This window comes from Actinoallomurus bryophytorum (assembly GCF_006716425.1).
Lineage (GTDB): Bacteria > Actinomycetota > Actinomycetes > Streptosporangiales > Streptosporangiaceae > Actinoallomurus > Actinoallomurus bryophytorum.
Window position 1 is genome coordinate 435,624 of the sequence record NZ_VFOZ01000002.1, and the last position, 24,688, is coordinate 460,311.

Below are 24,688 nucleotides of genomic sequence, written 5' to 3' on the forward strand. Positions count from 1 at the left end.
GGGCATCCAGGGCGGGGGAAAGGGTCTGTCCGGCATTCGGTTACCTCCCTGATCCCCACGGCTTGATACAGAGAGGTGCCGAACGTCTTACAGACCCGTCTCAGGCAGCCAGGAACGCCTGGATGTCCAGGGCGATGTCGATCTTGTCGGCGACGACGATCTTGGTGCCATCGGCGACCAGGCCGAGGGTGATTCCGAAGTCGCGGCGGCTGATGGTCGTCTGGGCCGAAAAACCGATTCGCGGCTCGCCCTGGAGCCCGGTCGGGTCGGAGCCGAGGAACTCGACCTCAAGGTCCACCGGCCGGGTGACGTCGCGGATCGTCAGCTCGCCCGACAGCACCCAGGAGCCGGCCTCCGGGCGCAGTGTCCGGCTGACGAACCTCATCTGCGGGTACCGCTCGGCGTCGAAGAAATCAGCCGACCGCAGATGGTCATCGCGCATCGGGGTGCCGGTGTTGACCGAGGTGGTCGCCATCACGGCAGTGACGGTCGAGCGAGCAGGGTCGAGGTCGGTGACGATCTGCCCGCTGACATCGGTGAGTGTTCCGCGTACCCGGCTCATCAGGTGGCGCGCCGAGAAGCTCACCATGGTGTGGGCGGGATCGATGGTCCAGCTGCCCGCGGCCCAGCCGTCGGGCGTCCGCGGGCTGACGGTGGTGGTGTCGGTGGTGGTGGTCATCGGGTTCTCCTGTTCGTTGCCGGTGTTGGTGTGGAGGTGTTCGCCGTCATGTCGACGATGCGTTTTCGGTCGATCGGTTCATCGGCGTACCTTGAACCGCAGGTGAAGCACGCGGTCGCTCCGGATGACCACGTCGGGATCCTCAAGCAGATGCTGCCGGTCGATGCTGCCGAAGTAGCGCTTGCCCGACCCGAACACCACCGGCACCACATCCATGGCCACTTCGTCGACGAGGCCGGCCGCGAGGATCTGGCCGCCCACTTCACCGGCGTTCACGGCGACGGTTCGCTCCCCCGCGAGTTCCTGGGCCTTGGCGATCCCCGCCGCCACGCCGTCGACGAAGTGGTACGACGCCTCGGGGTGCCAACCCTCGGGCTTGGGCCGGTGGGACACCACGACCACGTGGTCGCCCGCGGGCGGATGACCTTCCCACCCGTTGACCAGGTCGAACAGTCTGCGGCCCATGACGATCGTGCCGAGTGAGTCCCACGTCGACCGGACATACTCCGACGATGCGCTGGGGACCTTGAAACGGCTTCCGGCACCGGAATGGTCGAACCCCTCACCGTCGCCGACACCGATCGGGGTGTCCCCGCTGAAGTACCACTCGTGGAGGGGGCCGGGATCGTCGTTCTCATCGGCGATGAAGCCGTCCACCGACACCACGTTGTGCATGACTACGGCGCCCATCAGATTCTCCTCATCTCGTCGCGCGGGTCGGCCGTATGACTCGGTGCCGGGTGCTCTGGTGGCCCGTCACGACCTCGCCGCCCTTGACGTGAGGCGGTCAGGGCCGTGGCTGGTCCTCCCGGGTTCGATGGCGCAGGGCCCGAAACGGGCAAAGGCCACGAGGGCCGCGAAAATGCCGAGAAGGACGGTGGGAACGGCGGTCGCGGGCTCACCGATGGCGATGTTGGTGATCGTTGCGCCGATCATGGTCACAACGAGGCCGATCGCCGCGATGGGCGTCAGAACCGGCATGATCCGCGTTGCCGCAGGCATCACCAGACCGATGGCGCCCAGTACCTCAGCGGCGCCGGCGAGTTTCAGCAGGGCGACAGGGACTCCCTCGGCCATCTGCTGCAGCTCGCCTGCCGGCGTCAACAATTTGCTTCCACCAATGACGAGGAATGTGAACGCCAACAACGACGATGCGATCCATACCGCGATTTTCATGGTGCTGTCCTATCCGGTTCGATTCGACAGTTCAGACGGTCTGAGCTGTCGTGAATGACGACCTCACTCTCCGCCGGCACCGAGGGCGCCTGGTAGTGCGTGACGGCACGAAGGTTCCGGCGGTTCTGCATGCGGCGATCGTGCATTTTGCATGACTGCGGCCCGCCCGATCCTCGGTGGGGTCGTGGACACTTAGAGTCGAGCTGTGCAATCAATCGCCCAGCACGTCGCGCTCGGCGGGGACCCGTCGTCCGGTGGTGGACGACGCCCCGATCGCCGCGTTGCGGGTCTTGGCGTGGCGACGAGAACGCTGGTGTTCGCCTATCTCGGTTGCGTGCTGGTCAGCAAGCTCGCCGATGGCAACGAACATCCCGACTTCAGGTACGTCCCGTTCGTTGTCGTGTGCTTCGTGCTGCCGTTCTGGTATGTGAGCGGACGTGCGCGAGGGCCGTGGCTGCGGTGGCCCTGGCTGCTGCTGCTCGCGCAGTGCGCTGTGACGTATCTCGGGTTCGCCGTCTTCCAGGATCGCTGGGTGGGCGGCGTTTCCGGGTTGCTCGGCGGGCTGGTGCTGCTGGTGGTGCGGTCGCCCTGGTCCTGGTGGCTGTTCGGCCTTCTCGCCGGTGCCGAGATCTCGGTGTGGCTGGTGGTCGGGCTGCCGTATCAGCCGCCGGTCAACGCGGCGTACTGGGTGCTGAACGTGTTCGGTAACGTGAGCGTGGGTCTGTTCGGCCTCACCCGGCTCGCGTCCCTGGTCGAACGGCTCGAGTCCACGCAGGACGTCCTCGCGGGTGCGGCCGTCATGGCGCAGCGGCTCGCCACGGCGAACGACGTCCGAACCACGATCATGCGACGTCTCGAACAGCTGGGCGAGCACGTCCGCAACGCCCTCACCCATGGGCCGGTCGCCGAACTGACCGAGCTGCGGCTGGCCGGCGAGGCGGCACGCGCCGCCGCCGCCTCGGCACGCCACATCGTCACCGAGATGCCCGCCCCGCCGGAACTCGGCAGCACGGACGGCATAGAACGGGTCACGCCCGCGCTGGTACGCCGGATCGTCGCCGCTGTCGTCGTCCTGTACGGCGTCCAGTACCTGCTGAACCTGACCGCCCCCTCCGCCGGTGGAACAACGGCGAGCGTCGCGACGACGGCGCCGGCCGTACTGGTCGCGGTGACGATGATCCTCCTGCAACTGCGGCACGCCCGCTTCCGCCCCGGAGGCGAACTCCCACCCGGATGGCCATGGACGCTCGGGGCGCAGGCCGTGCTCAGTTTCGTCGCATACCCGGTGTTCGGGGTGGCGAGCACGGGGTTCCTCGCGTTCCTCGGCGGCAGCATCCTGCTGCTGATCGAACGTCCGCTCCGCTGGGTGCTCTTCGGCGCGGTCCTCGCCAGTCTGCCGATGCTGACCTTGCTCAACCCGGCCGATCTGGCCGGCCTGCCGTTCCGGTTCCAGCTCCAGTGGTCGGTCTACGCCGCCTCCACCCTCGGCGGAGCGGGACTGTTGGTCTACGGGCTGTCGCGGTTCAACCGGACCGCCGGAGAGCTCGACATCGCGCGGCGACAGCTGGCCCTCGTCGCCGTCACAAGCGAGCGGCTCCGGATCGCGCAGGACGCCCACGACACCCTCGGCCTCGGCCTGTCGACCATCGCCCTCAAAAGCGATCTTGCCCGGACGCTCCTCGAGCGCGGCGACCCTCGCGCGCACCGTGAGATGGTGCACATGCTGCACCTCGCTAGGACGGTGGCCTCCGACGCGGAGTCCATCGTGCAGAGCGCGCCCGCGCTGGACTTGGACGCGGAGATCGCCACCGCGCGCGACGTGCTCACGACCGCCGGCGTGACGACCACGATCACACGTACGGACATCCCGCTGGACGCGACCACCGAATCCGAACTCGCCGCGGTCCTCCGCGAGGCGATCACCAACATCCTCCGGCACAGCGCCGCACGCGAATGCCGCATCGAGCTCGTCCGCGGCGACAGCCAGGTCTCCCTCGTCATCGACAACGACGGCGCCCCGTCCGGCCGCGGGGCAGCGCGAGGACACGGGCTGGCCAACATCGCCGCACGCGCCGCCCGGATGGGCGGCTCGATGAGCACCGAAGCCGACGGGAACCGGTTCATACTCGCCACTTACGTGCCCGCCGAACCAGGGGCGACGACATGATCCGCATCCTGATCGCCGAGGACTCCGCCATCCTCCGCGACACCCTCGTCTCGGTGCTCGACCTCGAAGACGACCTGACCGTGGTCGCCGATGTCGCGACAGGCATGGAGATCGTGCCCGCGGCCCGCCTGCACGCCCCGGATGTCGCCGTGCTCGACATCGACCTTCCCGGTATCGACGGATTGACCGCGGCCGGGCAGATGTCCGCAGAGCTCCCCGCCTGCAGCGTCCTGATCCTGACCGCTCACGCCCGGCCCGCCAACCTCCGAGCCGCCCTGAACGCACACGTCGCGGGGTTCCTCGCCAAAGACACCTCGGCGCGCGACCTCATCACCGCCATCCGCACCATTGCCGCAGGCGGCCGCGTCGTCGACCCCGAAGTGGCGATCGCCGCGATCGAAACCCGGCCCAGCCCGCTCACCGCACGCGAGACCGACGTACTCCGCCTCCACGCCCAAGGAGCCGGTCCCCGCGACATCGCGAACACGCTGTACCTGTCCTATGGCACGGTCCGCAACTACCTCGCCTCCGCGACCGACAAGCTCGGCGCACGCAACCGGACCGACGCAGCCATCATCGCAAGTCAACAAGGGTGGCTTTAGCGATAAACCCGGGTCTGCCGCCATGACATCTCGGTCGTCTGGTCCACCTCGCCGTGACCATTCCAGTGATGGGAACGGGACTTTGATATCCGAGCTGGGACGGCGGAACCGGCGATCCCGAATTGCAGAAAGGTTCGAACTTTCTTGAATGGATGAACTCAAAGTCACCCGACATGATAGCTTCAGCGAATTAATCCATGAGTACGCGCGCGCGCGCACGCATTCCCGCATATCGCATTCTCAGGTGAACGAGGAATTATGCATTTCCGGTCTTTGGTCGCCAGCGGGCTCGCCGGAGTGGTGGTCATATGTGCCACGGCGTGCGGAGGCACGTCGCGGACGGCGGATGTTAAGGCCGCGGAGCTGCCACGCGCGATGAGCCGGTCGGTGTCTTCCGACGGCTGCCGCGGGGTCTCCGTTGGGCCGGCTCGGGCGATGGTCGACACCGCCACGGCGAAGCGGCTCGGACTCGACATCTGGCCCGACACCGCGCTCGGCGTGATCCGTGACGGCGACGACCGGTATCGCTTCCTCTCCACCGGCACGCCCGGTGGACGCCCTCCCCAGCAGGTGATCGTCACCTCGGGGACGTTGTCCGACCCGGTGGCGGGAGGAGTCGTCAGCGAGCGTCCGGTGACGAACGTGCCGGCCGGCTATGACTACGCCGGCGGTGGCCCGATCTACCGGGACCCGGCGAGCGGCCTCGTCCTGGAGATGCTGCACCTCGAACGCCCGTACGCGGACGATCCCGGCCAGTTCTACACCGAGCTCCATCTCGGCCGGTTCGATCCCGCGACGGGGTCCGTGACCCGGCTAGGAGCGATCGTGAGCCCGCACGCGAGTTTCGAGCTCGCCGGCAGGTCGAAGACCACGATCGACATCGGTGTCTCGTCGCTCAGCGTGGTGACCGCAGGCTCGACGAAGTATCTGTACGTCTACTTCCCGGACGCGTCGGCGGATGCCTCCGGGAAGATCGCGTTCAGCGGGCTCTCGGTGGCACGCGCGCCGCTGGACGATGTGCTCAGCGCCGCGAAGAACGGCCAGGTGACGGGGTGGAGCAAGTACGCCAACGGCGGATGGGAACAGCCCGGACTCGGCGGCGCGTCCTCCGACCTCACCCCGGGCCAGCCGATGGCCTGGCATCCGGACGTGGCCCGGGATGAATCGGTCAGCATCATGGTGGCCGGCGTTTCACCGCGCGAGATGGTGCTGGCGGACTCCGCCGACGGAGTGACGGGCTGGTCCGCGCAACACCCCTTGTTCCGCGACACGGCGTACTACGACGCGTACCCGACGGTCGTCGGCAGCGGCTCGGACCCCGCGCATCCGGGGAGCGCGTTCTTCGTCTACTACACGCAGTGGCAGAGTTCGTCGCCCGACTGGTCCAAGGCAAGGCTGATGCGCCGGTCGGTGACCTGCACGGAAGGCCTGACGGCCGCGAAGGTGCCCTTCGTCCGCTACAGCGACGGCACCCGCCACCAGGTCACCACGGGACCTGTGGCCGGCGCGGGCTATCACGAAGAAGCCCGATGGAACCTCCTGACCGCGCAGACACCAGGCACCATCCCGCTGTACGGCTGCCTCAACGGGGCCGCCGACTACTACGTCTCGACCGACGCCGGCTGCGGAGGCACGCAGTACTCGATCCTGCAGACCGAGGGCTGGATCTACACCGATCCGCCGGAGGCACCGTCGACGGCGCTGTACCGCTGCTACATCCGCAGCCTGGGCGACCACTTCGTCTCGACCCGATCCGACTGCGAGGCCCCGGGCAACCCGGACGTCGCCCCCGAAGGACGCCTCGGCTACGCGCTCACATGACCCGGTGGCCGATGCTTTCAGCACGGCGAGCACGGTCGGTGCGCACGGCGTGCCGGAGCAGAAGTGCGGCGGTGGCCAGGCAGGTCAGGATGCCCGCCAGGCCTGCTTCGGGGCCGAACGTGCCACCGGTCAGCGCGGTGGGCCCGGACAGCCTGGTCTGGATCAGGCCGCCGAACTCGCTCGACTTGCCGGACACGGCGGTGCCGAACCCCGCTTCGGCGACGTTCCAGGCGAAGTGGATGCCGATCGGTAGCCACAGGGCGCGGGTAGCCATGTAGGCGGCGCCCAGCATGAGACCGCCCTGCAGGATGCCGACGTCAGTGCGGACCGGCTACCGGGACGGGTGTTTCGAGGTGGAGGTGACCAACGTGGCCGCACCGGTGCCGATCTCGGTGGGCGCCAGGCGTGCCCTTTCCGGCAGCCGCGGCGTGGCCGGGTTACGGGAGCGGCTCGCGACGCTCGGCGGCGAGCTGACCGCGGGCGAGCAACCCGGACGGCCGGTTCCGGCTGCACGCCGTGATCCCGATCGCGAGGGACGAGTGAGCACACGCCTGCTGATCTGCGAAGATCAGGAGCTCGTCCGGGTCGGCTACGTCACGGTCTTCGACGCGCAGCCGGACATCGAGGTCGTCGGCGAGGCCGCGAACGGCCCCGCCGCGGTCGACGCCGCCGAACGTCTGGCACCCGACGTCGTCGTCATGGACATCCGCATGCCGGGGCTGGACGGGATCGAGTGCACGCGACGGATCGTACGGGCCGATGCGGAGCGGTCGCCGAAAGTGCTGGTCGTGACCACGTTCAACACCGACAAGTATGTGTACGAGGCGCTGCGAGCCGGCGCGAGCGGGTTCCTGCTGAAGGACTCCCCGCTGGCCGAACTGGTGAACGGCGTCCGCACGGGCATGCGGGGCGAGTCCCTGCTGGCACCCGCCGTGACGCGAACGCTCATCGGGCGGTTCGCCGACCGGGTCCGCCCCGCCGCGGCCGAGCCGGACACCGGCCGGATCGAGGTACTGGAGCCCCGCGAACGTGAGGTGCTGCGGCTGATGGCGCACGGCCTGTCGAACGCCGAGATCGCCGCGGCGATGGCACTCGGGTTCGAGACCGTGAAGACCTACGTGTCGCGGATCCTGACCAAACTGGGGCTGCGTGATCGGGTACAGGCCGAGGTGTTCGCCCTACCGCAACGGGATGGTCAGCCCCGAGGAATAGCGGCACGACTTCACCGAACGCCTGTCGAAGTGGGGGAGATGAATGACCCGCCCTGTGGACGCCGAGTTGGCAAGCGCCGCGCAAGGCGGTGACGAGGGCGCGTTCGCCGCGCTGATCGAGCGCAATCTGGCCGCCATGCGGGCGGTCGCGGTCGCCATGCTGGGATGGGTGGACGAGGCCGAGGACGTGGTGCAGGACGCGGTGCTGATCGCGTTGCGTGACCTCCCGAAGCTGCGTGACCCGGAGGCGGCTGGGGCATGGTTGCGGGCCATAGTGCGCAACAACTGCCGCATGCTGCTGCGCGCACGGCGGGCCGTGCCGATCGCCGAGCCCGCGCTGCTGATGCCGGCCGACGGTGAGCTGGATCCCGGCACGGTGCTCGAGCGGGCGGTGACTCGTGACTGGGTGCGGTCCGCAGTGGCGGCGCTGCCGGAACCGATCCGTGAGGTCATGGTGCTGCGCTACTTCACTGATTGGTCCTCGTACCGGCAGATCGCCGAGATATGCGCGGTGCCGGAGCACACCGTGCGCAGCCGGCTGCGCGATGGGCGGCGCGCCTTCAGCCGGACGCTACAGGAGGTGGCGGCGATGACGCACGCCGACTCCGCTGCCATGGCACGAGCGACCCGGCACGAAGCCCAGGCTCTCGTCCAAGCCGGCTTGCACGGCGACCTCCGCGGGGTTCTCCGGGATCGATTCCACCCGGACGCCCTGGTCACGCGGGCCGGCCTGCCGGCAGGTGGAATCTCCGAGCTGGCGCCGATGATGACCGAGACGCTGAACGCCGGGGTGAGTCTGCGGTTGCTGGACGCCGAGGCCAGCGCGGACATCGTGGTGTGGGACATCGAGTTCCTCAACCCACCCGATGACCCGTGGCAACAGCGCGGGTTTCGGCGTTCACGGTGATGTCGTCGACGCCGACCCCGGCCGGCTGCACGACCAGTGCCAGCTCAACGTCACCGCGCTGGTCGACCTGACCCGGGCCTACCTGCCCGGCATGACGGGCCGGGGCCGAGGTGTGATCATCAACCTCGCCTCCCTGTCCGCCTTCCTGCCCTTGCCGCACATGGCCGCCTACGCCGCGACCAAGGCGTTCGTCCTGTCTTTCACCGACGCGCTCTGGGTGGAGACCCGCCACAGCGGTGTACGTGTCCTGGCCTTGTGCCCCGGTCCGACCGACACCGCGTTCCACGCGGCGACCGGCTCCGACGACGGGAGCTTCGGCAGGCACCGCTCCCCCGAGCAGGTCGTCGACACGGCCTTCCGCGCCATGGAACGCGACGTCTCCCGCGTTGTCGACGGACGCCTCAACACGGTCAGCAGTCTTCTCGCGAGGCTTCTGCCGCACCGCGTCACCCTCGCCCTCGGCGAACGCTCCATGCGTCCCACCGGCTCCGCGAGGGCCGCCGAACCGCCTCGTCGACCGCTGAGCCAATGACATCCGGCCGGTCGCAGCCCGCCGCGGCGGGCCGGTTCTGCGGCGGGTTCCCGGTGGTGCTCGACCCGGAGTGGACCACCTCGAAGCCGGGCTCTACGGGCACGGCATGGGCCGACCTCCCGCCGTCACATGGGGCCTGGAGTCCCTGGCCAAAGCCGGTCTCCGCCTGCTCCCCGGCGAAACGCCGGGGAGCAGGCGGAGGCCGACTCGTACCCCTCCAAGGTCATGCGGCGGTGCACACAGGGGTGACGGCCGGGTTGGCGCCCGAGTAGGTCGCCTGGAAGCCGAATGTCGTCGAGGCGCCGGGCGCGAGGGCACCGTTGTGGGAGGCGTTCACCGCCGTGACGGCCGCGCCGGACTGGGTGGCGGTGGCGCTCCAGGCGTTGGTCACGGCCTGGTCGCCGCCGAAGGACCAGGTCACCTTCCAGCTTCGTGTGGCGGTGGTGCCGGAACCGCTCACGGTCACGGTGGCGGTGAAGCCGGAGCCCCAGTCGTTGTCGACGTGGTAGGAGGCGGTGCAGGCCGCGGTGCCTCCGCCGCCTCCTCCCCCGCCTCCGCCGCCTCCGCCCGAGCCGCTCCCGACCGGGTCGAAAGAGGTCGACTTGATCGAGCTGAGATAGGCGTCCTTCGTGGTGTTGACGGTCGTCCAGTCGTCGTTGAGGATGCCGCCGGTGTCGCCGGAGTTCGGGTTCAGGCTCCAGAACGTCCACTGGAACGAGTCCGCGCCCTGCTGCGAGGTGGAGCCCAGGTACTTCACGAGCGTGGCGAGCCACTGCTGGTCGATGGGCGACTGCAGCGTCGTGCCGAACTCACCGATCCAGACCGGTGCGACGTTCTGCTTGAACAGGTAACCCCAGAACCGGTCCCAGACACCGGGCAGGTTGGCGGGGAAGGAAGAGTCGTGGAACCAGGTCTGGTCGGCCACGCTGGTGGCGTAGTCGTGCGCGGAGTAGACGAGCCGGTTCGCCACCGAAAGGCGCACCGGGTACGTGCCCGCGCCCTCGAGGTTGCCGCCCCACCAGCCGGAGTCGCCGTTGTAGGTCTGGATGCCCTCGACGAAGATCAGCAGGTTGGGGTTGACCGACAGCACCGCGTTCCCGCCCCGCTCGGCGGCGAGCCGCCAGTCGGTCGAGGTGTCCCCACAGCCCCAGCAGGCCGGGTCGTGCGGTTCGTTGTGCAGGTCGATGCCCACGACCGCCGGGTTGTTCGCGTACCGGGTCGCGAGCGCCTTCAGGTCGGCGATCCAGGTGGCCTCGCTGACGCTGGAGGTGTACCAGAGGGCGGACTGAGCGGAGGAGTCGGGGCGGTGTCGGTCCAGGATGACCCGCAGCCCGACGGACCCCGCGTAGCCGACGATGTGGTCCATCACCTGGAGGGACGTGAGGCCCTGCAGGTCGGCGTTCTTGCCGCTGGAGAAGTCGATGCTGTTGGGTACCGTTCCCGGCTTGAAGATGTCGTCGGAGTACGGCAGCCGTAGCGTGTTGTAGCCGAGCGACTTCACCTGGTTCAGCATGTCTTTGTAGTCCCGGCTCCAGAGCCCGTGCACCACGTAGTTCGCCGTTTCGAAGCCGAACCAGTTGATGCCCGCGATGCGCACCGGATGGCCGCTCGCGTCGAGGATCTGCCGGCCGCTGGTGTGCCAGTAGCCACCGCCCACGGCCCGGGCCTGAGGAGCGAGGGAGACACCGCCGGTGAGGGCGGCGAGGAGAGCAAGGAGAAAGACCACCACCGACAAGGACCTGGTCCTCGGGTGTGTTGCGGGGACGAGCATGACACCACCTCATGTCGCGTCGTGCGGTTCGGGCCTCCGGCGCGTACGGCGCCGGCCGCCGAAGGCCCTCCATGTGGGCACCGTCTCGCCGTCACGCCGGGTCCGGCGTGACGGCAAGACGGTGAGGGCGGGGACGCCGTGGACGTCCCCGCCTCGCCGGGTGCCTCAGGACACCGCCGGATAGGCGTTCTGCAGCAACTGGTGGAACTGGGCGGAGAACCAGTGCCCGGACAGCGGGGCGTTCGCCAGCGCGCCCGACGGGCTGTTGCCGTTGAGAGCGTTGCCACCGTAGGTCGGGTCGCACATCCGGTCGAAGCCCTTGCCCTCGTCGTTGGAGATCGCCGAGCTGGAGCCGTCGGACTCACCCGGCGGTTTCACCCAGGCGTACGCGTCGAAGCCGGTGGCCGGAGCCGCGGCCGGGCGTGCGCCCAGTCCGGCGCCGGACTGGTTGCACCAGTCGCCGACGTGCGGCCGGCGGTCGACGCGCTCCGCGTTGACCTGCGTGTTGATGTCACTGGCCGTGCTCGGGCCGGTCGGGCGGCTCGAGCCGCCCCAGCCGTTGCGGGAGGTGTCGATGACCATGCCGATGCCAGAGGAGAAGCCGTCGGCGATCAGCTGCTGGCGGAAGGCCGCGCCGAAGCTCGACTCGTCGACGTAGTAGTTCCAGTCCACCCACTTGGACTGCCGGGTCTGGTCGTTGACCGGCAGGTACGGCTCGGTCGTGGGCGAGTAGTTGGCGGTGTTGACGACGAAGCCGTCGACACTGTTCACGCCCGCGGTCGTGCCCTTGGCCACGGTGGCGAACAGCTGCGCGGCTGGGTTGAAGTTGCTGTCCCAGCCGAGCCAGCCGTGGTGTGCCGCGTCGATGTAGGTGTAGACGTTGCTGATCGCGTGCAGCTTGTTCAGCGCGTACTGGACGCCCTTCACGTAGTTGCCGTTCTGCTGCATGGTCTGGCACGCGGCGGTGGCGGTGTTGCCGCTCACGTTGGTGACCAGGTTGGGCAGCGAGTCCGGCTCGATGTAGGTGATGATCTTCAGGTTGGCGTACTTGGAGTCGGCCATGATCGACGCGATCGGGTCGATGTACTCGCTCTGGTAGCGGCCGATGTCGGTCGCACCGAGCTCGCCGTTGGAGGCCAGCGCCGCGCAGTCACGGCCGGGCAGATCGTAGATGACGAACTGCGCGTAGCCGGCGCCCTGCGACACGGCTGCGTCGAGGTGGGCGCGCAGGCCCATCCCGCCGTTCACTCCGTTGATCGCCGCGATCCGGTCGAGCCACACGGCCGTCGGCTGGTTCGCCACGGCCGTACCGCCGTCGCCCTTGGCCTCGGCGGACCACTCGGGGTTCACATATCCCTTGCCGCCGGCGAACGGGTTGGCGGCGTGGCTGCCGCCGTCACCGGGGTCGGTGGGAGTCGGCGTCGGCGTCGGCGTCGGGGTCGAACCGGCCGTGCCGTCACACGTCGTGCCGTTGAGCTTGAACGTCGTGGGCGCGGTGTTCGTGCCGCTGTAGGAGCCGTTGAAGCCCAGCGACGTCGAGGCGTTCGTGGCCAGGGCGCCGTTGTAGGACAGGCTCTTGACCGTGACGTGCTTGGAGGACTGGGTGAAGGTGCCGCTCCAGCCCTGGCCGACCTGCTGGTTACCGGCGAAGTCCCACTCCAGCGTCCAGGACGTGACCGGGTCGCCGAGGTTGGTGATGCCCAGGTTGGCGGTGAAGCCGCCGCCCCAGTCGTTGGTGCCGTAGGTGACCTTGCAGCCGGCCGCCGCGTGCGCCGAGCCGATGGTGATGAGCGTCGCGACCAGGCCTAGCAGCAGGGCGGACAGCGCCGTCACCACCGACCGGCTGGCGCGTGGGCGATGGACGTTGACTTTCATACGGATTGGTCCTCCTCAAGGACTCTGGCGGAAGCATTTCCCGGAGCTCCCCGGGAAGAGGCCGGTCCATTGACCAGCCGGTCAGCGGCCCGGGGCCGGTGCCCGTCACGACCAGCTCGCGCTCGTCGCCGACCGCCCGTGGAGGGCGTCGTGGTGTCCGTCCGGGTCACGGCGAGAACTCCCTTCAAGCACGGGGCTCGGCTGGCGGGTGGGAGCGCTCCCACACCATCCAAGGCGTGCTAACTCTTGTCAAGAGCGAGATGTCGGACTTGTTAAGTAGAGGTAACCGTCCGTGAGATACGCCTGGCAGCAGCGCCATGACGTGTCCCGCTCTGGTGACGCCGGCGTGAAAACCGATGAAAGCGAACCCGCGGCCTGGAGCCCGGCGTGACCGGGGCGGCGGCCCCCGGGCCGGCAGGCGGGCGGACGTGACGTGGCATCGGTGTCCGTCCGCCTGCCGGTGAATGGGGTGTCCGGTTCACGCCCCTCGGGGCCGGTCGTCAGCGGGGGGTGAAGTCCTGGTTGGTGCCGGCCGCGTTCTTGCACGGCCACTGGTCCAGTTGCTGACCCGCGCTGTTCCCCGCGCCGTAGACGTCCAGGCAGAGGCCGCTGTTCTGGTTCTGGAACGCCCATGACCCGTCGGACTGCCCCACGGGCCGCCACATCGAACTCGCCGCACCGTTCCGCGCCTGCTGCACGATGTCCGGGACGCCCTGCGATGTCGATCCGCCCGCCACGGCCACGACCTGCCCGGAGTTCTGCGCCTGCAGCTCTCCGTAGCCGTTCGAGCCGGGCACGAACTGGAACTGCTGGTTCGACTGCCCGTTACAGGACCACTGCTCGATCGCCGCACCCGCGGTACCCGAGTTGCCGTACACATCCACGCACAGTCCGTTGTTGCCGACGACCAGCTGGTGATAGCCGCTCGGGTACGAACCACCACTGCTGCCGCCCGACCCGTACCCGGCGGCCGTGATGCTGGCCTGTACGGCGTTCTCGGTGGAGTCGGAGGGGTAGCCGGAGGTCATCACGCCTTCGTAGAAGGTGCCGGCCGAGCCCTTGCTGTTGTCGCCGCCGATGCCCAGGATGATGGCGCCCTCCTTGTGCATGGGGTTGTAGCCGGAGACATTGGGCCGGGCGCCGTCGTAGAACGTGGACAGGCCGCCGGACTGGGCGTTGCCTCCGCGGATGGCCCAGTGGTTCGGCTGGCCCTTGATGATGGCGGTCGTGTACCGGTAGTTCACCGTCGGGTCGTTCGCGTTGTAACCCGCGTTGACGCCGGAGAACAGGCCGTTCTCCAGGTCGGCCATGATCCAGGGGCCGTTGCCGGTGCCGTAGCCCCAGACCTTGATGTTGCCGAAGTAGATGGCCTCCATGTGACCGTTGCCGGTGTCGTTGTTACTCGTCTCGGCGTTGCCGTAGTCGAAGCAGCACCCGCCGTTGTAGTGGGTGCCGTCGAAGATCGCGTACTCCCCTTCGGCCGCGTCCCCGGTCGCGATGCCGCTGGTGTGGTCGTTGCGGTATCCGGTGCCGGCCGCGACGTACACGCCGTACGCCTTCTGTCCGCCCAGCGTGGTCGGGGCGGCGGTGGCGTTGGCGAGGTTGTCCGGGCCGCCGGCGGCACCGCCACCCGGTGCCTGGGTCAGGTTGTTCCCGCGGCCCGACTGGTCGTAGATGATCGTGATGACGCAGCTCGTGCCGGAGCAGAACGCGTCCTGCGTCGCCGCGTTGGCGACTCCCCCGGCACTCAGCACGCCGACGTCACGCGTGGCGTTGTCCGACGAGCGCCGGACCTGGTACAGCGCTCCGCTGTACGAGGCGTACAGCGCGCGGGTGGTGCTGTGCGCCGCCACGCACGGCGTACCGCCGGACGCGTAGATGTCGCAGGGCAGTGAGGCCGCCGACGCGGTGCCGGACAGGGCCGACGCGCCGAGGGCGAGTACGCCCGCCGCCGTGCCCATCAAGGACATGGCGACGGGTCGCACACGGATCGGAAGCAGGGACATACGGGACCTCCATCAAATGATCAGCCTGCGGAGCAGGCGGTGCCGTTGAGCGTGAAGTTCGCGGGCACCGGGTTGCTGCCGTTCTGAGAACCGTTGAACCCGAAGCTCGTGCTGCCGCCCGTGCCCAGGGAGCCGTTGTAGGAGACGCTCTTGGCGGTCACGTCCGCCCCGCTCTGGGTCACCGCGACGTTCCAGGCCTGGGTGACCTGCTGGCCGGCGCCGAAGGACCAGGTGAGCGTCCAGCTCGACACCGGGTCACCCAGATTCGTCACGTTCACGTTCGCGCCGAACCCGCCTGACCACTGCGAACTGACCGTGTACGTCACCGAGCAACCGCCGTCACCCGGCGTGGGCGTCGGGGTCGGTGTCGGGGTGGTCGAGCCTCCGTCGCCGTACGGGACGCCGCCACCGAGCGCGGACAGCACCGCGTCGTAGGCGGATTTCTTGTTGCCGTTGCCGTCGAACAGCAACGGGTTGTCGCCGCTGCGCCAGGAGTCACTGTCGCGGATGCCCCACACGGTGATGCCGGCGCAGCGGGAGACGTTCACGCAGGCCTTGACCGTGTTGGAGTAGCCGGTCGTCGGCGCCTGGGCGATGTCGAGCTCGGTGAGCTGGACGTCGACGCCGAGCGCGGCGAAGTTGCTCAGCGTGGTCGGGAAGCTCGACGGCGGGCCGCCCGAGCCGAAGTGGCTCTGGAAGCCGACGCAGTCGATGGGCACGCCGCGGGACTTGAAGTCCTTGACCATGGCGTAGACGCCCTGGGTCTTGGCGTCGGACCAGTTCTCGATGTTGTAGTCGTTGTAGCAGAGCTTGGCCGACGAGTCGGCGGCCCGTGCCGTGCGGAACGCCTCCTCGATGAAGCCGTTGCCCAGGACGTTCTGGAAGACCGAACTGCGGTGCTGGGTGCTGCCGTCGGCGAACGCCTCGTTCACCACGTCCCAGGCGTAGATCTTGCCCTTGAAGTGGGTCATCTCGCTGGTGATGTGGTTGTCCATCACGCTGCGCAGCGTGTTCGCGTCACCGATGGAGCTGACCCAGCCCGGTAGCTGGGAGTGCCACACGAGTGTGTGGCCGCGCATGCGCTGCCCGTGCGCCACCGCGTGGCTGACGATCTGGTCTGCGGGGCCGAAGTTGAACGAGCCGCGGGAGGGCTCTGTGGTGTCCCACTTCATCTCGTTCTCCGGGGTGATCATGTTGAATTCCCGGTCGAGAATCGTGGAGTAGGTCGAGTTGCCGAGCTTGCCGGCGGCCACGGCGGTGCCGAAGTAGCGCCCGGACGCCGCGGCCTGTGCGCCCAGCGTGGAGGCGGCCTGCGCCGGCCCAGGGACGAGCACGGCGGCCCCGGCGACCGTGGCAGCGGCCGACAGCACCGAGACGAGTGCCCAGGCCCGCTGGAGTCGGATCAGCGGTCTCATGGTCGAGGTCCTCTCATCGGCTGCCGACCACCCTTCTGATGTTCGGTATCTCGAACGAGATGCGAGATACTGGAATGGCTTTCAGCCGCGAGTATCCAGGCGTACGCGGTGAAGTCAAGGAATTCACCATTGCTCGCACCGAGCGGCCATCCGGGCACTGGCAACGGCCACGGCACGCATGAAAGAAAATGAAAATGACGTGCCAATGCACACCTATTGCGGGCCCCACCACGGCGACGTATGTTGTCGGCACTCCGGGCGAAGACAAAGCCGATCGGAGCGAATGGTCGAAGCGCTGTGCCGATCATCGGACGAAAGCGCAGACCGGGGTCCCCACGACAGGAGTGCCTGTGCGACGACTCAGATCCCCATGCCCGTCCCCGCCATCCCTCCGCCGGCTCGCCGGAGCCGTGGGACTGGCCGCGGCCGGCCTCGTCCCGGTCATCGCGACGCCCGCCTCGGCCGCCACGTCCGTCGACGTGTCGGTCGACGCGAGCCGGTCGCTGGCCTCGATACCGTCCACCGCGGTCGGTATGAACGTGGCGGTGTACGACGGCTACATGAACGACTCCCCCGTGCCCGGCCTGCTGAAGGCCGCCGGCATCGGCGCGGTGCGCTACCCGGGCGGCTCGTACGCCGACATCTACCACTGGAAGACCAACACCACCGACGGCGGGTACGTGGCGCCGAACACCGACTTCGACGCGTACATGGGCACGGTCCGCGCCGCCGGCGCGCAGCCGATCGTCATCGCGAACTACGGGTCCGGTACGCCACAGGAGGCCGCGGACTGGGTGCGCTACGCCAACGTGACCAAGGGATACAACGCCAGGTACTGGGAGATCGGCAACGAGGTCTACGGCAACGGCGAGTACGGCGCCTCGTGGGAGAACGACACCCACTCCAGCAAGAGCGCGACCACGTACGCCCAGAACCTGCTGGAGTACGCCACGGCGATGAAGGCGGCCGACCCCACCGTGAAGATCGGTGCGGTGCTGACCACTCCCGGAAGCTGGCCGGACGGCATCACCGGGCCGGGTGACGGCGCCGACTGGAACCACACCGTCATGTCGATCGCCGGTTCGAAGATCGACTTCGTGGTCGTGCACTGGTACCCGGGCGGCGACAACGCCGCCGACCTGCTCACCAAGCCGCAGTCCCAGATCGCCACGATCACCGCGACGCTGCGCTCGCTGATCGACCAGTACGCCGGAGCCAACGCCCCGAACGTCGGGATCGCCGTCACCGAGACGAACTCCACGATCGACAAGGACACGCACCCGGCCGCGCTGTTCGCGCCGGACGCCTACCTGACCTGGCTGGAGAACGGCGCGTTCAACGTCGACTGGTGGAATCTCCACAACGGCGCGAGCGGCACCACCACCGTGAACGGCGCCACCGACTACGGCGACGAGGGCGTACTCTCCAACGCCTCGGGCGACGAGCCTCCCGCGGAGACGCCGTTCGCGCCCTACTACGGCATCCAGATGATGACCAGGCTCGGCGCGCCCGGCGACACGCTCGTACCCGCGACCAGCGGCCGGTCGCTGCTGACCGTGCACGCGGTCAAACGGAGTAATGGAGACGTCGACCTGCTGTTCGTCAACAAGGACCCGTCCAACGCGTACACGGCGAACCTGTCCTACAGCGGCTTCACCCCGTCGCCGGCCGCGCCCACCGTCTACACGTACGCGCAGAACGCCACGTCCATCACCTCCGCCACCGCCGGCAGCGCCACCAGCCAGACGATCCCGGCGTACTCCCTCGTCGTCGTCCAGCTCCACCCGGGCGGCGGAGGTGGCGGCGGCAGCACCTGCAAGGTCGGTTACACCAAGAACGAGTGGGCGGGCGGACTCACCGCCGGCGTCGCCGTCACCAACACCGGGACCAGCGCCGTCAACGGCTGGACCCTGGCGTTCGCCTTCCCCGGCGACACGAAGGTGACCAGCGCCTGGAACGCCACCGTCGCACAGTCCGGGACGGCGGTGACGGCGAAGAACACCTCCTACAACGCCGCGATCGCCCCGGGAGCCTCCGCGTCGTTCGGCTTCCAGGGCACCTGGACCAGCGACGACGCCGTCCCGGCCGCCTTCACCCTCAACGGCAGGGCCTGCACGACCGGCTGAGCCGGCCGCCGAAAGGATGGTGGGCCGGCGGTGAATCACCGCCGGCCCACCATTTTCGGTCATTCCATCCGGGGTCGCCGCCGGCTCGTCCGGAGCCGATGGAAATGCGCGTTACACGCATTCAGGCCGCCGTTATCGGGGTGCGCCGAACAAGAGGCACCACCGGTCGGGAAAACGGCTTCCACGACGTCCGATAGAACGATTCTGATGCCGCCCGATAATCGCCCCTCGCTCACGATGCCGCGCAGGCGAAATTGAGGGAGGACGCGGAGCCGCCGGCGGTGAAGCCGACCTGCGCGGTGCCACCGCTCGCGAGCGCACCGTTCCACGAGACGTTGGAGATGGTGGCGGTGGACCCGCTGGTGGTCAGCGTGCCGTTCCAGACCTGGCCGATCGAGACGCCGCTGGGCAGCGCGATGGTGAGCTTCCAGCCGCTGATCGCCGAGCTTCCGGCGGTGACGGTGACCTGACCCTGGAACCCGCCCTGCCACGAACTCGTCGTCTGGTAGGCCGCCGCGCAGGTGCGGCCGGCCGTCGGGGTGGGGGTCGGCGTCGGGGTCGGGGTGGGATCGGTCGAGCCCGGCGGGTAGGGCGCCGAACCGGCGAGGTTGTAGGCGAGGTCGGGCACGAAGCTTCCGGCCGAGTAGGCGCACCCGTCGGCCTCACCCGGCGGTTTGACCCACAGGTAGCCGTCGATGTTCTGGTCGCCGGTGGCGAGGGTCGGGTAGGTGCCGATGCGGTGGTCGGTGTTGTCGTCGCCGCACCAGTCGCCCGAGGCGCCGACGGCGCCGCCGTTGCGGCTGGTGTCGATGACCTGGTGCTTGCCGGAGATGCCCTGGGACTGCAGGTAGGAGATGATCGAGCGGCCGTACGCCGCCTCGTTCGACAGCGGCTGGAAGTTCGACACGTTGGTGAAGAAACCGTCGGCGTACTGGATGCCGGCGGCCTTCAGCCGGCTTCCCTGCTCGCCGGCGGAGTTCCAGGCCGAGTGACCTCCGTCGAGGTACACCTTCGCGTTCGCGTTGGCGCGCTTGATCGTCTGCACCGCCTGGGAGATCGCCTGGTCACGGGCCGTGACTTCCGAGCCGCTCAGGCAGGTCTGCAGGGCGAGCGCGTCGGTCTCCAGCGTGATGATGACCGTCCGGCTGCCCAGCCCGCCCGCGAAGGCCGAGACCCACTGCTGGTACTGGCCGAGGTCGGGGGCCCCGCCGGCGCTCGCGCCGCCGCAGTCGCGGTTGGGGATCTCATACACCGAGAAGACGGGGATCTGGTTCGCGCTGTTCGCGGCGTTGACCACGCCGGAGACCTCGGAGGTCACCGTGCTGAGGTTGAAGTTCGACATCCAGTGGGCCTGCGACTGGCTGGCGATCTTGTCGCGGATGACGGGCATGCGCGCGTCGCCCGGGTTGGCCTGGACCCATCGTGCCGCCTGCGAGGTGGGGTCCCGGTAGAGGGTGCCGGACAACGCGCCGGCCCGGGCGTCGCCCGCGCCGGCGAGTGCGGCCGTCACGGCCGCGCAGGCGACGGCCACTGCGGCGATGGCCGCCTTCCAGCCGCCGCGCCAAGGATGGTCACTCATCATCGGTCCTTTCGGTGGGGGACTTCGCCTCGCCGGGCGACCAGAGCCGGACCCCGCGGGCGTGACCCAGAGCCGCGGATCAGCTCCGGGTCCATTTCTGGTTGCTCCCGCCGTTGCAGGCCGACAGCACGATCGGGGTGCCGTTGGCGGTCCCGGCGCCGCTCACGCCGAGGCACAGGCCGGACTGCGCGCCGACGACGGTGCCGTCGCTGCCCACGTTCCACTGCTGGTTGGCCTGGCCGTTGCAGTCCCAGATGATCACCCTCGTACCGGAAGAGGTCCCGGCACCCTCGGCGTCCAGGCACTTGCCGCCGTACACCTGCAGCTGCTTGGAGGAGGTCGGCGTCCACTGCTGGTTCGCACCGCCGTTGCAGTCCCACAGCTCGGTCTGGGTGCCGTTCGTCTGTGCGGAGTTCGGCACGTCCAGGCACCGGCCGGCGGCGGAGTTGACCAGGGCCGACGCCGAGGACGGCGGCGGTGAGGAGGAGCCACCCTGGAACTGGGTGAAGAAGCTCCAGACCACTCCGGAGGTCCAGGTCCGCCAGCCGTCACAGGTGCATCCGTCGATCGGCCCGGGGTCATGGCCCGCTCCGTCGAACGCGGCCCAGACGACCGGGTACCCGGTACGGCACCCGGAGTAGGTGGTGACGATGTGCGTCAGGCTGCCGTTCGCCGGCTCGGGCGGGTTCTGCGCGGTACAGCCGTTGTTGCGGACGAACGTGTCACGGAGGGCCCGGCCGGAGGCGATGGGCAGGACGTTGTCCCGGAGGCCGTGCAGCCCGATGTAGGCGACGGGCTGGGTGCCGCCGCCGCATCCGCTGAGGTTCGCGCCGGAGTAGACCGCGACCGCGCGGAAGACCGTCGGGCGGGCGCAGGCGAGCGCGTACGTCATCGCGGCGCCGTAGCTGAAGCCGGAGGAGAAGATCTGCGTCGTGTCGACGCACAGTCCCGCCTCGAGCTGGCGGAGCATGTCGTCGACGAAGGTCACGTCCTGGCCGCCGGAGTTGGCCCAGCCGTTGCTGATGCCCTGGGGCGCGACGAAGATCGTGCTGTTGCCGCCGCCGTCCGCGAGGCGCCGCAGCCCGTAGTAGGACCAGTTGTAGCCGTCGGTTCCTCCGGAGTCGACGTCGTTCGCGGTGCCGCCCAGCCAGTGGAACCCGAAGACCAGCCGGTACGGGTGGCCGGCGTCGTAGCCGGCGGGCACCCGCAGGATGTAACTGCGGTTCTGGCCGCTGCTCTGGATCGTGTGCGTACCGCTCGCCAGCGTCGGTGCGCTGCCGCATCCGGCGGTCGCCGCCGCGGGACGCGGAGCCGTGGACGAGGGGGTGCCGCTGCCGAGTGCCGTGCCGCCCAGTGCCAGGACGACGAACGCCGCGACCATGGCGGGTAGGAGGAGAAGTCTGGATTTCATCGGGCCTTCCTTCGTCCGGGTCGTGACGAGCGCGCTAGTTCAGGCTCCACTTCTGGTTGCCGCCGCCGTTGCAGGTCCACAGCTGGACCGGCGCGCCGTTGGCGGTGGAGGCGTTGGTCACGTCCAGGCACAGGCCGGACTGGACGCCGGTGATGGTGCCGTTGGAGTTGACCTGCCACTGCTGGTTCGCTCCGCCGTTGCAGTCCCAGATCTCGACCTTGGTGCCCGCCGTGGTCCGGTTGTCGTAGGCGTCCAGGCACTTGGCACCGCTGTAGACGGTGAGCCGGCCGCCCGAGGAGGACCAGGTCTGGCCGGCGCCGCCGTTGCAGTCATAGATCTGCAGCTGGGTGCCGTTGGTCCGGGTGGAGTTCGGGACGTCCAGGCACCTGCCCGCCCCGACGGCGTGGATCGCGCCGGAGGCGGTGCTCCCGCCGGAATCGCCGATGCTGCCGGGCACCGACCTGAGGGCGGAGTACCAGGTGGCGGCCATCTTGTCGTAGCCCGCGGCGCCCGGGTGGATGCCGTCGGCCAGGTCCGCGGTGGTCAGTGCGGCGTGCATGTCCACCAGATGCACGTGCCGCCCGGCCGCGGCCTTGCTCTGCACGATGCCGGGGATCGCGGCGTTGAACGTGCGGACGCTCGTCTCCTGACCCGAGTTCGCGAGCGGGATGAGCGTCGCGACGAAGACCTCGGCGGACGGGACGCTCGCGGTGATGTGGTCGATCAGCGCCGACAGCCGCGCGGGGGCGTTCGCCACGTCGTGGTTCTGGATGATGTCGTTGGTACCGATGTGCAGCAGCACGGTGTGCGGCGTGTAAGTGCCCAGCCAGCCGGTGACGTTCGCGTCGATCTGGTCGATGCGCCAGCCCGAGTGCCCCTCGTGGTCGTGGTCGCCGAGGGTCGAGGGCCCGTTGGACGACGACCCGACGAAGTCGACCTTGTAGCCGTCGTTCACCAAGCGCTGCCACAGACCGATCCGGTACGCGCCGGGCACCGTGATGCCGTCGGTGATCGAGTCACCGAGCGGCATGACCCGTACGCCGCCGTTGGACTCGGCGTAGGCGGCCGTAGCGATCCCGATGAGCGCACCGGCCGCCAGGAGAAGCGTCACCAGCGCACCGGCCCACCGCGGGACGTGTCCGCGCATCATTCACTCCTCAGGACATGCGTGCGGATCGAACGGCCGCCGTTCCGACTGCCATCTCCCGGACGGCGCCGATTTCGTCGAATCGATTCGGGCAATCGACTCGTCGGGAGGTTACGATCCTGGGCGAAATCCGGTCAATGTTCCTTCTCCGCGCTTTCGCCGGGAAGACGAAAGCGCGGCGTACGCCGCGCATCAGCCCTGGTCAAGCCCGCCAACCGGGTTCGGCCGCCGCTCCGGGCGCCGGTGTTCTTTCATCCGCTGTTTTCATGAGGGGCCGGTCGAGCCGGGATCCAGACCCGCATCGCGCCCTTCGCGCGGTGGCCCCACAGGAAGTACGGGACCGCCCGCAGCGTGACCGGTGTCGTGGTGCCGCCGGCGCGGGCCGCGGTGCGGTAGAGCGACGTGCCGGCGGTGGTCACCGTGAAACCGCTCGCGATCAGCGTGACCGGCGGCGCCGAGGGGCCCGGTCCGTTCGCGAGGGCGAGGACGACCGGCGCCTCCGGGTCCAGCCGGACGTCCTCCAGCACCGCGTCCGGCGGCAGGTCGGCCTGCTCCAGGCAGTACACCAGCGGTCCGCGCGTCAGCGCGACGCACCCGCGTACCGCGTCCACGCGCGGATGGGCGCTCACCTGCCGCACCGGCAGGTGCAGGTCGAGCACGACGGTGGTCCCGTGCGCCCAGACGCGCCGCAGCCGCACATAGCCATCCGGCGCCTCCGCCCGCACCGGGACACCGTCGACCAGGACGGTGTACGCCGGGCACCAGGCGGGGATCCGCAGCGCGAGCGTCCAGGGCGCGCTTCCCGCCGGACCGGTCACGGTGAGCTCGACGCGGCCCTGCCAGGGGTACTCGGTGCGCATGCGCAGCCGGACGGGCACGCCGCGCACGGCGGCGTCCACCGTGGCCGAGCCGTACAGGTGGATCCGCAGGCCCTCGTCGTCGGCGGTCGCCAGGTGGCCGGGGAGCGCGGCGAACAGCCGGGCGAGGTTGGGCGGGCAGCACGCGCACGAGTACCAGGGCAGCCGCCGGGTGGACGCCTCCTCCCCTCCGCCGACATGACCGGTGCGCACCTGCAACGGGTTGGAGTAGAAGAACCGGGTGCCGTCACAGGACACCGCGACCGCCACCGCGTTGTAGAGCACCCGCTCCATCTCGTCGGCGTACCGCGCCTCGCCGGTGGCCAGGAGCAGGCGCCAGCTGCACTGGAAGCCGGCGATCGCCGCGCACGTCTCGGCGTACGCGCGGTCCGGGGGGAGCTCGTACGGACTCCCGTAGGCCTCGTCCCGGTGCCGCGACCCGTGCGCCCCCGTGACGTACGTGCGGGTGTGGACGGCGTCCTCCCACAGTCGCCCGGCCGCGGCCAGCAGTTCGCGGTCGCCGGTCTCGACGGCGACGTCGATCATGCCGGCCAGCAGGTACTGCTGGCGTACGGCGTGACCGGCGACCTCCCGCGCGTCACGCGGCGGCACATGGTCCTGGAAGTAGCCCGGCCCGAACGGCCCCCGCGTCAGCAGCCCGCGTCCGCGCAGGTCGATGAACCGTGCCGCCAGCTCCAAGTACGGCCCGTGCCCGGTCAGCCGGTACAGCTCGACCAGTGCCGTCTCGATCTCCGGGTGCCCGCACACCTCGTCCACCCCGTCCGGGCCGAACCGCGCCACGAGCAGGTCGGCGAACCGCCGGGCCTGCTCGAGCAACCCGTCGCCCACGCCGGCCCGGCCGGCCGCGACCGCGGCCTGGATCAGGTGGCCCGCGCAGTACAGCTCGTGGCTCCAGTGCGGCTTGCGCCAGCGTTCGCCCGGCTCGACGAGCGTGAAGTAGGAGTTCAGGTAGCCGTCCGGCCGCTGGGCACGGGCCAGCAGCGCGGTCGTGCCGGCGACGAACGCGCGCAGTCCGGCCTCGTCGCCGGGCGCGGACGCGGCGAGCCGCCACGACGCCGCCTCCAGGGTCTTGTACACGTCGGAGTCGGCGAACCACATGCCGCGGAACTCCTGCTCGGCCTCGCCGGCGGCGGCGCGCAGGTTACCGAGGTTTCCGCTGGTCTCCAGCCGGTCCACGCAGTGCGGGAGGGTGGCGGTGGCGTTGCGCCGGTACCACTGCCCGAGCAGGCCGTCCGGGTCGAGACGCACCTGTCCCACACCCAGGGGCCGCAGCACGCCGACCGCACCGGGACCCGGTACGGCGGGCGCGGCGAGGACCGCGCCCGTGGCGGGCTCGCCGGCGGAGTCGGCGACGGTGCGGGAGGACGGTCGTGGTTCGGCCATTC

18 protein-coding genes and 1 pseudogene are annotated in these 24,688 nt (G+C 69.4%); 7 read left to right on the plus strand and 12 right to left on the minus strand.

Features of this window, described 5'->3' with window-relative positions; all coding sequences use genetic code 11:
• Positions 1 to 100: 100 nt before the first annotated feature.
• From FB559_RS38225 to FB559_RS38235, 3 genes are all read right to left on the minus strand, one after another.
• On the minus strand, positions 101 to 679 hold the full coding sequence (locus FB559_RS38225; RefSeq protein ID WP_141962493.1) for a YceI family protein: 579 nt from the start codon (positions 677 to 679) through the stop codon (positions 101 to 103).
• Between the two features lie 78 nt (positions 680 to 757).
• Entirely contained in the window at positions 758 to 1,369 is a 612-nt protein-coding gene (locus tag FB559_RS38230) for a dihydrofolate reductase family protein (RefSeq protein ID WP_141962494.1), read from the minus strand.
• Between the two features lie 66 nt (positions 1,370 to 1,435).
• Positions 1,436 to 1,855 carry a DoxX family protein gene (locus FB559_RS38235; RefSeq protein WP_141962495.1) on the minus strand — a complete coding sequence of 140 codons (420 nt, stop codon included), beginning with the start codon at positions 1,853 to 1,855 and terminating at the stop codon, positions 1,436 to 1,438.
• A gap of 295 nt (positions 1,856 to 2,150) precedes the next feature.
• Here FB559_RS38235 and FB559_RS38240 point away from each other — a divergent pair, with 295 nt between their 5' ends.
• From FB559_RS38240 to FB559_RS38250, 3 genes are all read left to right on the plus strand, one after another.
• Positions 2,151 to 4,022, plus strand: a complete 1,872-nt coding sequence (locus FB559_RS38240; RefSeq protein WP_221640640.1) for a sensor histidine kinase — start codon at positions 2,151 to 2,153, stop codon at positions 4,020 to 4,022.
• Positions 4,019 to 4,624 (plus strand): response regulator transcription factor, encoded by a 606-nt coding sequence (locus tag FB559_RS38245; protein WP_141962496.1) that lies wholly within the window; start codon positions 4,019 to 4,021, stop codon positions 4,622 to 4,624. Before FB559_RS38240 ends, FB559_RS38245 begins: the two co-directional genes overlap by 4 nt.
• Positions 4,625 to 5,059: 435 nt before the next feature.
• Positions 5,060 to 6,445 carry a hypothetical protein gene (locus tag FB559_RS38250; RefSeq protein WP_141962497.1) on the plus strand — a complete coding sequence of 462 codons (1,386 nt, stop codon included), beginning with the start codon at positions 5,060 to 5,062 and terminating at the stop codon, positions 6,443 to 6,445.
• Here the strand turns inward: FB559_RS38250 and FB559_RS38255 are convergent.
• Positions 6,438 to 6,719 carry a hypothetical protein gene (locus FB559_RS38255; protein WP_221640641.1) on the minus strand — a complete coding sequence of 94 codons (282 nt, stop codon included), beginning with the start codon at positions 6,717 to 6,719 and terminating at the stop codon, positions 6,438 to 6,440. The two genes, FB559_RS38250 and FB559_RS38255, sit on opposite strands and share 8 nt — an antisense overlap.
• A gap of 265 nt (positions 6,720 to 6,984) precedes the next feature.
• Between FB559_RS38255 and FB559_RS38260 the strand changes: the two are divergent.
• From FB559_RS38260 to FB559_RS38270, 3 genes and pseudogenes are all read left to right on the plus strand, one after another.
• Positions 6,985 to 7,657, plus strand: a pseudogene (locus FB559_RS38260) (response regulator transcription factor).
• 42 nt (positions 7,658 to 7,699) lie between these two features.
• Positions 7,700 to 8,563, plus strand: coding sequence for an RNA polymerase sigma factor (locus FB559_RS38265; protein WP_141962499.1), 864 nt, complete (start codon positions 7,700 to 7,702; stop codon positions 8,561 to 8,563).
• Complete coding sequence (locus tag FB559_RS38270; RefSeq protein ID WP_141962500.1) at positions 8,523 to 9,095, plus strand: SDR family NAD(P)-dependent oxidoreductase; 573 nt, start codon at positions 8,523 to 8,525, stop codon at positions 9,093 to 9,095. The genes FB559_RS38265 and FB559_RS38270 overlap by 41 nt, the downstream gene beginning before the upstream one ends.
• A gap of 223 nt (positions 9,096 to 9,318) precedes the next feature.
• Here the strand turns inward: FB559_RS38270 and FB559_RS38275 are convergent, their stop codons facing one another.
• From FB559_RS38275 to FB559_RS38290, 4 genes are all read right to left on the minus strand, one after another.
• Positions 9,319 to 10,866: a cellulase family glycosylhydrolase gene (locus FB559_RS38275; RefSeq protein WP_141962501.1), complete on the minus strand. Its 1,548-nt coding sequence runs from the start codon at positions 10,864 to 10,866 to the stop codon at positions 9,319 to 9,321.
• A 165-nt stretch (positions 10,867 to 11,031) separates the two neighbouring features.
• The gene (locus FB559_RS38280; protein ID WP_141962502.1) at positions 11,032 to 12,741 is read right to left on the minus strand and encodes a glycoside hydrolase family 6 protein; all 1,710 of its coding nucleotides are present in this window, start codon (positions 12,739 to 12,741) and stop codon (positions 11,032 to 11,034) included.
• A 500-nt stretch (positions 12,742 to 13,241) separates the two neighbouring features.
• A complete protein-coding gene (locus FB559_RS38285; RefSeq protein ID WP_141962503.1) occupies positions 13,242 to 14,747 on the minus strand; it encodes an arabinofuranosidase catalytic domain-containing protein in 1,506 nt (501 codons plus the stop codon).
• A gap of 20 nt (positions 14,748 to 14,767) precedes the next feature.
• On the minus strand, positions 14,768 to 16,162 hold the full coding sequence (locus FB559_RS38290; RefSeq protein WP_141962504.1) for a glycoside hydrolase family 10 protein: 1,395 nt from the start codon (positions 16,160 to 16,162) through the stop codon (positions 14,768 to 14,770).
• Between the two features lie 350 nt (positions 16,163 to 16,512).
• Here FB559_RS38290 and FB559_RS38295 point away from each other — a divergent pair, with 350 nt between their 5' ends.
• On the plus strand, positions 16,513 to 18,288 hold the full coding sequence (locus FB559_RS38295) for a cellulose binding domain-containing protein (protein WP_221640642.1): 1,776 nt from the start codon (positions 16,513 to 16,515) through the stop codon (positions 18,286 to 18,288).
• A 232-nt stretch (positions 18,289 to 18,520) separates the two neighbouring features.
• Here FB559_RS38295 and FB559_RS38300 read toward each other — a convergent pair whose 3' ends face one another.
• From FB559_RS38300 to FB559_RS38315, 4 genes are all read right to left on the minus strand, one after another.
• Entirely contained in the window at positions 18,521 to 19,867 is a 1,347-nt protein-coding gene (locus FB559_RS38300; RefSeq protein WP_141962506.1) for a glycoside hydrolase family 6 protein, read from the minus strand.
• A 79-nt stretch (positions 19,868 to 19,946) separates the two neighbouring features.
• On the minus strand, positions 19,947 to 21,278 hold the full coding sequence (locus FB559_RS38305; RefSeq protein ID WP_141962507.1) for an RICIN domain-containing protein: 1,332 nt from the start codon (positions 21,276 to 21,278) through the stop codon (positions 19,947 to 19,949).
• Between the two features lie 34 nt (positions 21,279 to 21,312).
• Positions 21,313 to 22,425 (minus strand): SGNH/GDSL hydrolase family protein, encoded by a 1,113-nt coding sequence (locus tag FB559_RS45950; protein WP_141962508.1) that lies wholly within the window; start codon positions 22,423 to 22,425, stop codon positions 21,313 to 21,315.
• Positions 22,426 to 22,676: 251 nt separating this feature from the next.
• On the minus strand, positions 22,677 to 24,686 hold the full coding sequence (locus FB559_RS38315; protein ID WP_141962509.1) for a glycoside hydrolase family 127 protein: 2,010 nt from the start codon (positions 24,684 to 24,686) through the stop codon (positions 22,677 to 22,679).
• Positions 24,687 to 24,688 lie beyond the last annotated feature (2 nt).

What these genes read in the sequence shown, in the direction of transcription:
- FB559_RS38225 (WP_141962493.1), bottom strand. Translation starts at nt 679, where the DNA reads ATGACCACCACCACCGACACCACCACCGTCAGCCCGCGGACGCCCGAC.
- FB559_RS38230 (WP_141962494.1), bottom strand. Translation starts at nt 1,369, where the DNA reads ATGGGCGCCGTAGTCATGCACAACGTGGTGTCGGTGGACGGCTTCATC.
- FB559_RS38235 (WP_141962495.1), bottom strand. Translation starts at nt 1,855, where the DNA reads ATGAAAATCGCGGTATGGATCGCATCGTCGTTGTTGGCGTTCACATTC.
- FB559_RS38245 (WP_141962496.1), top strand. Translation starts at nt 4,019, where the DNA reads ATGATCCGCATCCTGATCGCCGAGGACTCCGCCATCCTCCGCGACACC.
- FB559_RS38250 (WP_141962497.1), top strand. Translation starts at nt 5,060, where the DNA reads ATGGTCGACACCGCCACGGCGAAGCGGCTCGGACTCGACATCTGGCCC.
- FB559_RS38255 (WP_221640641.1), bottom strand. Translation starts at nt 6,719, where the DNA reads ATGGCTACCCGCGCCCTGTGGCTACCGATCGGCATCCACTTCGCCTGG.
- FB559_RS38265 (WP_141962499.1), top strand. Translation starts at nt 7,700, where the DNA reads ATGACCCGCCCTGTGGACGCCGAGTTGGCAAGCGCCGCGCAAGGCGGT.
- FB559_RS38270 (WP_141962500.1), top strand. Translation starts at nt 8,523, where the DNA reads ATGACCCGTGGCAACAGCGCGGGTTTCGGCGTTCACGGTGATGTCGTC.
- FB559_RS38275 (WP_141962501.1), bottom strand. Translation starts at nt 10,866, where the DNA reads ATGCTCGTCCCCGCAACACACCCGAGGACCAGGTCCTTGTCGGTGGTG.
- FB559_RS38280 (WP_141962502.1), bottom strand. Translation starts at nt 12,741, where the DNA reads ATGAAAGTCAACGTCCATCGCCCACGCGCCAGCCGGTCGGTGGTGACG.
- FB559_RS38285 (WP_141962503.1), bottom strand. Translation starts at nt 14,747, where the DNA reads ATGTCCCTGCTTCCGATCCGTGTGCGACCCGTCGCCATGTCCTTGATG.
- FB559_RS38290 (WP_141962504.1), bottom strand. Translation starts at nt 16,162, where the DNA reads ATGAGACCGCTGATCCGACTCCAGCGGGCCTGGGCACTCGTCTCGGTG.
- FB559_RS38300 (WP_141962506.1), bottom strand. Translation starts at nt 19,867, where the DNA reads ATGAGTGACCATCCTTGGCGCGGCGGCTGGAAGGCGGCCATCGCCGCA.
- FB559_RS38305 (WP_141962507.1), bottom strand. Translation starts at nt 21,278, where the DNA reads ATGAAATCCAGACTTCTCCTCCTACCCGCCATGGTCGCGGCGTTCGTC.
- FB559_RS45950 (WP_141962508.1), bottom strand. Translation starts at nt 22,425, where the DNA reads ATGCGCGGACACGTCCCGCGGTGGGCCGGTGCGCTGGTGACGCTTCTC.
- FB559_RS38315 (WP_141962509.1), bottom strand. Translation starts at nt 24,686, where the DNA reads ATGGCCGAACCACGACCGTCCTCCCGCACCGTCGCCGACTCCGCCGGC.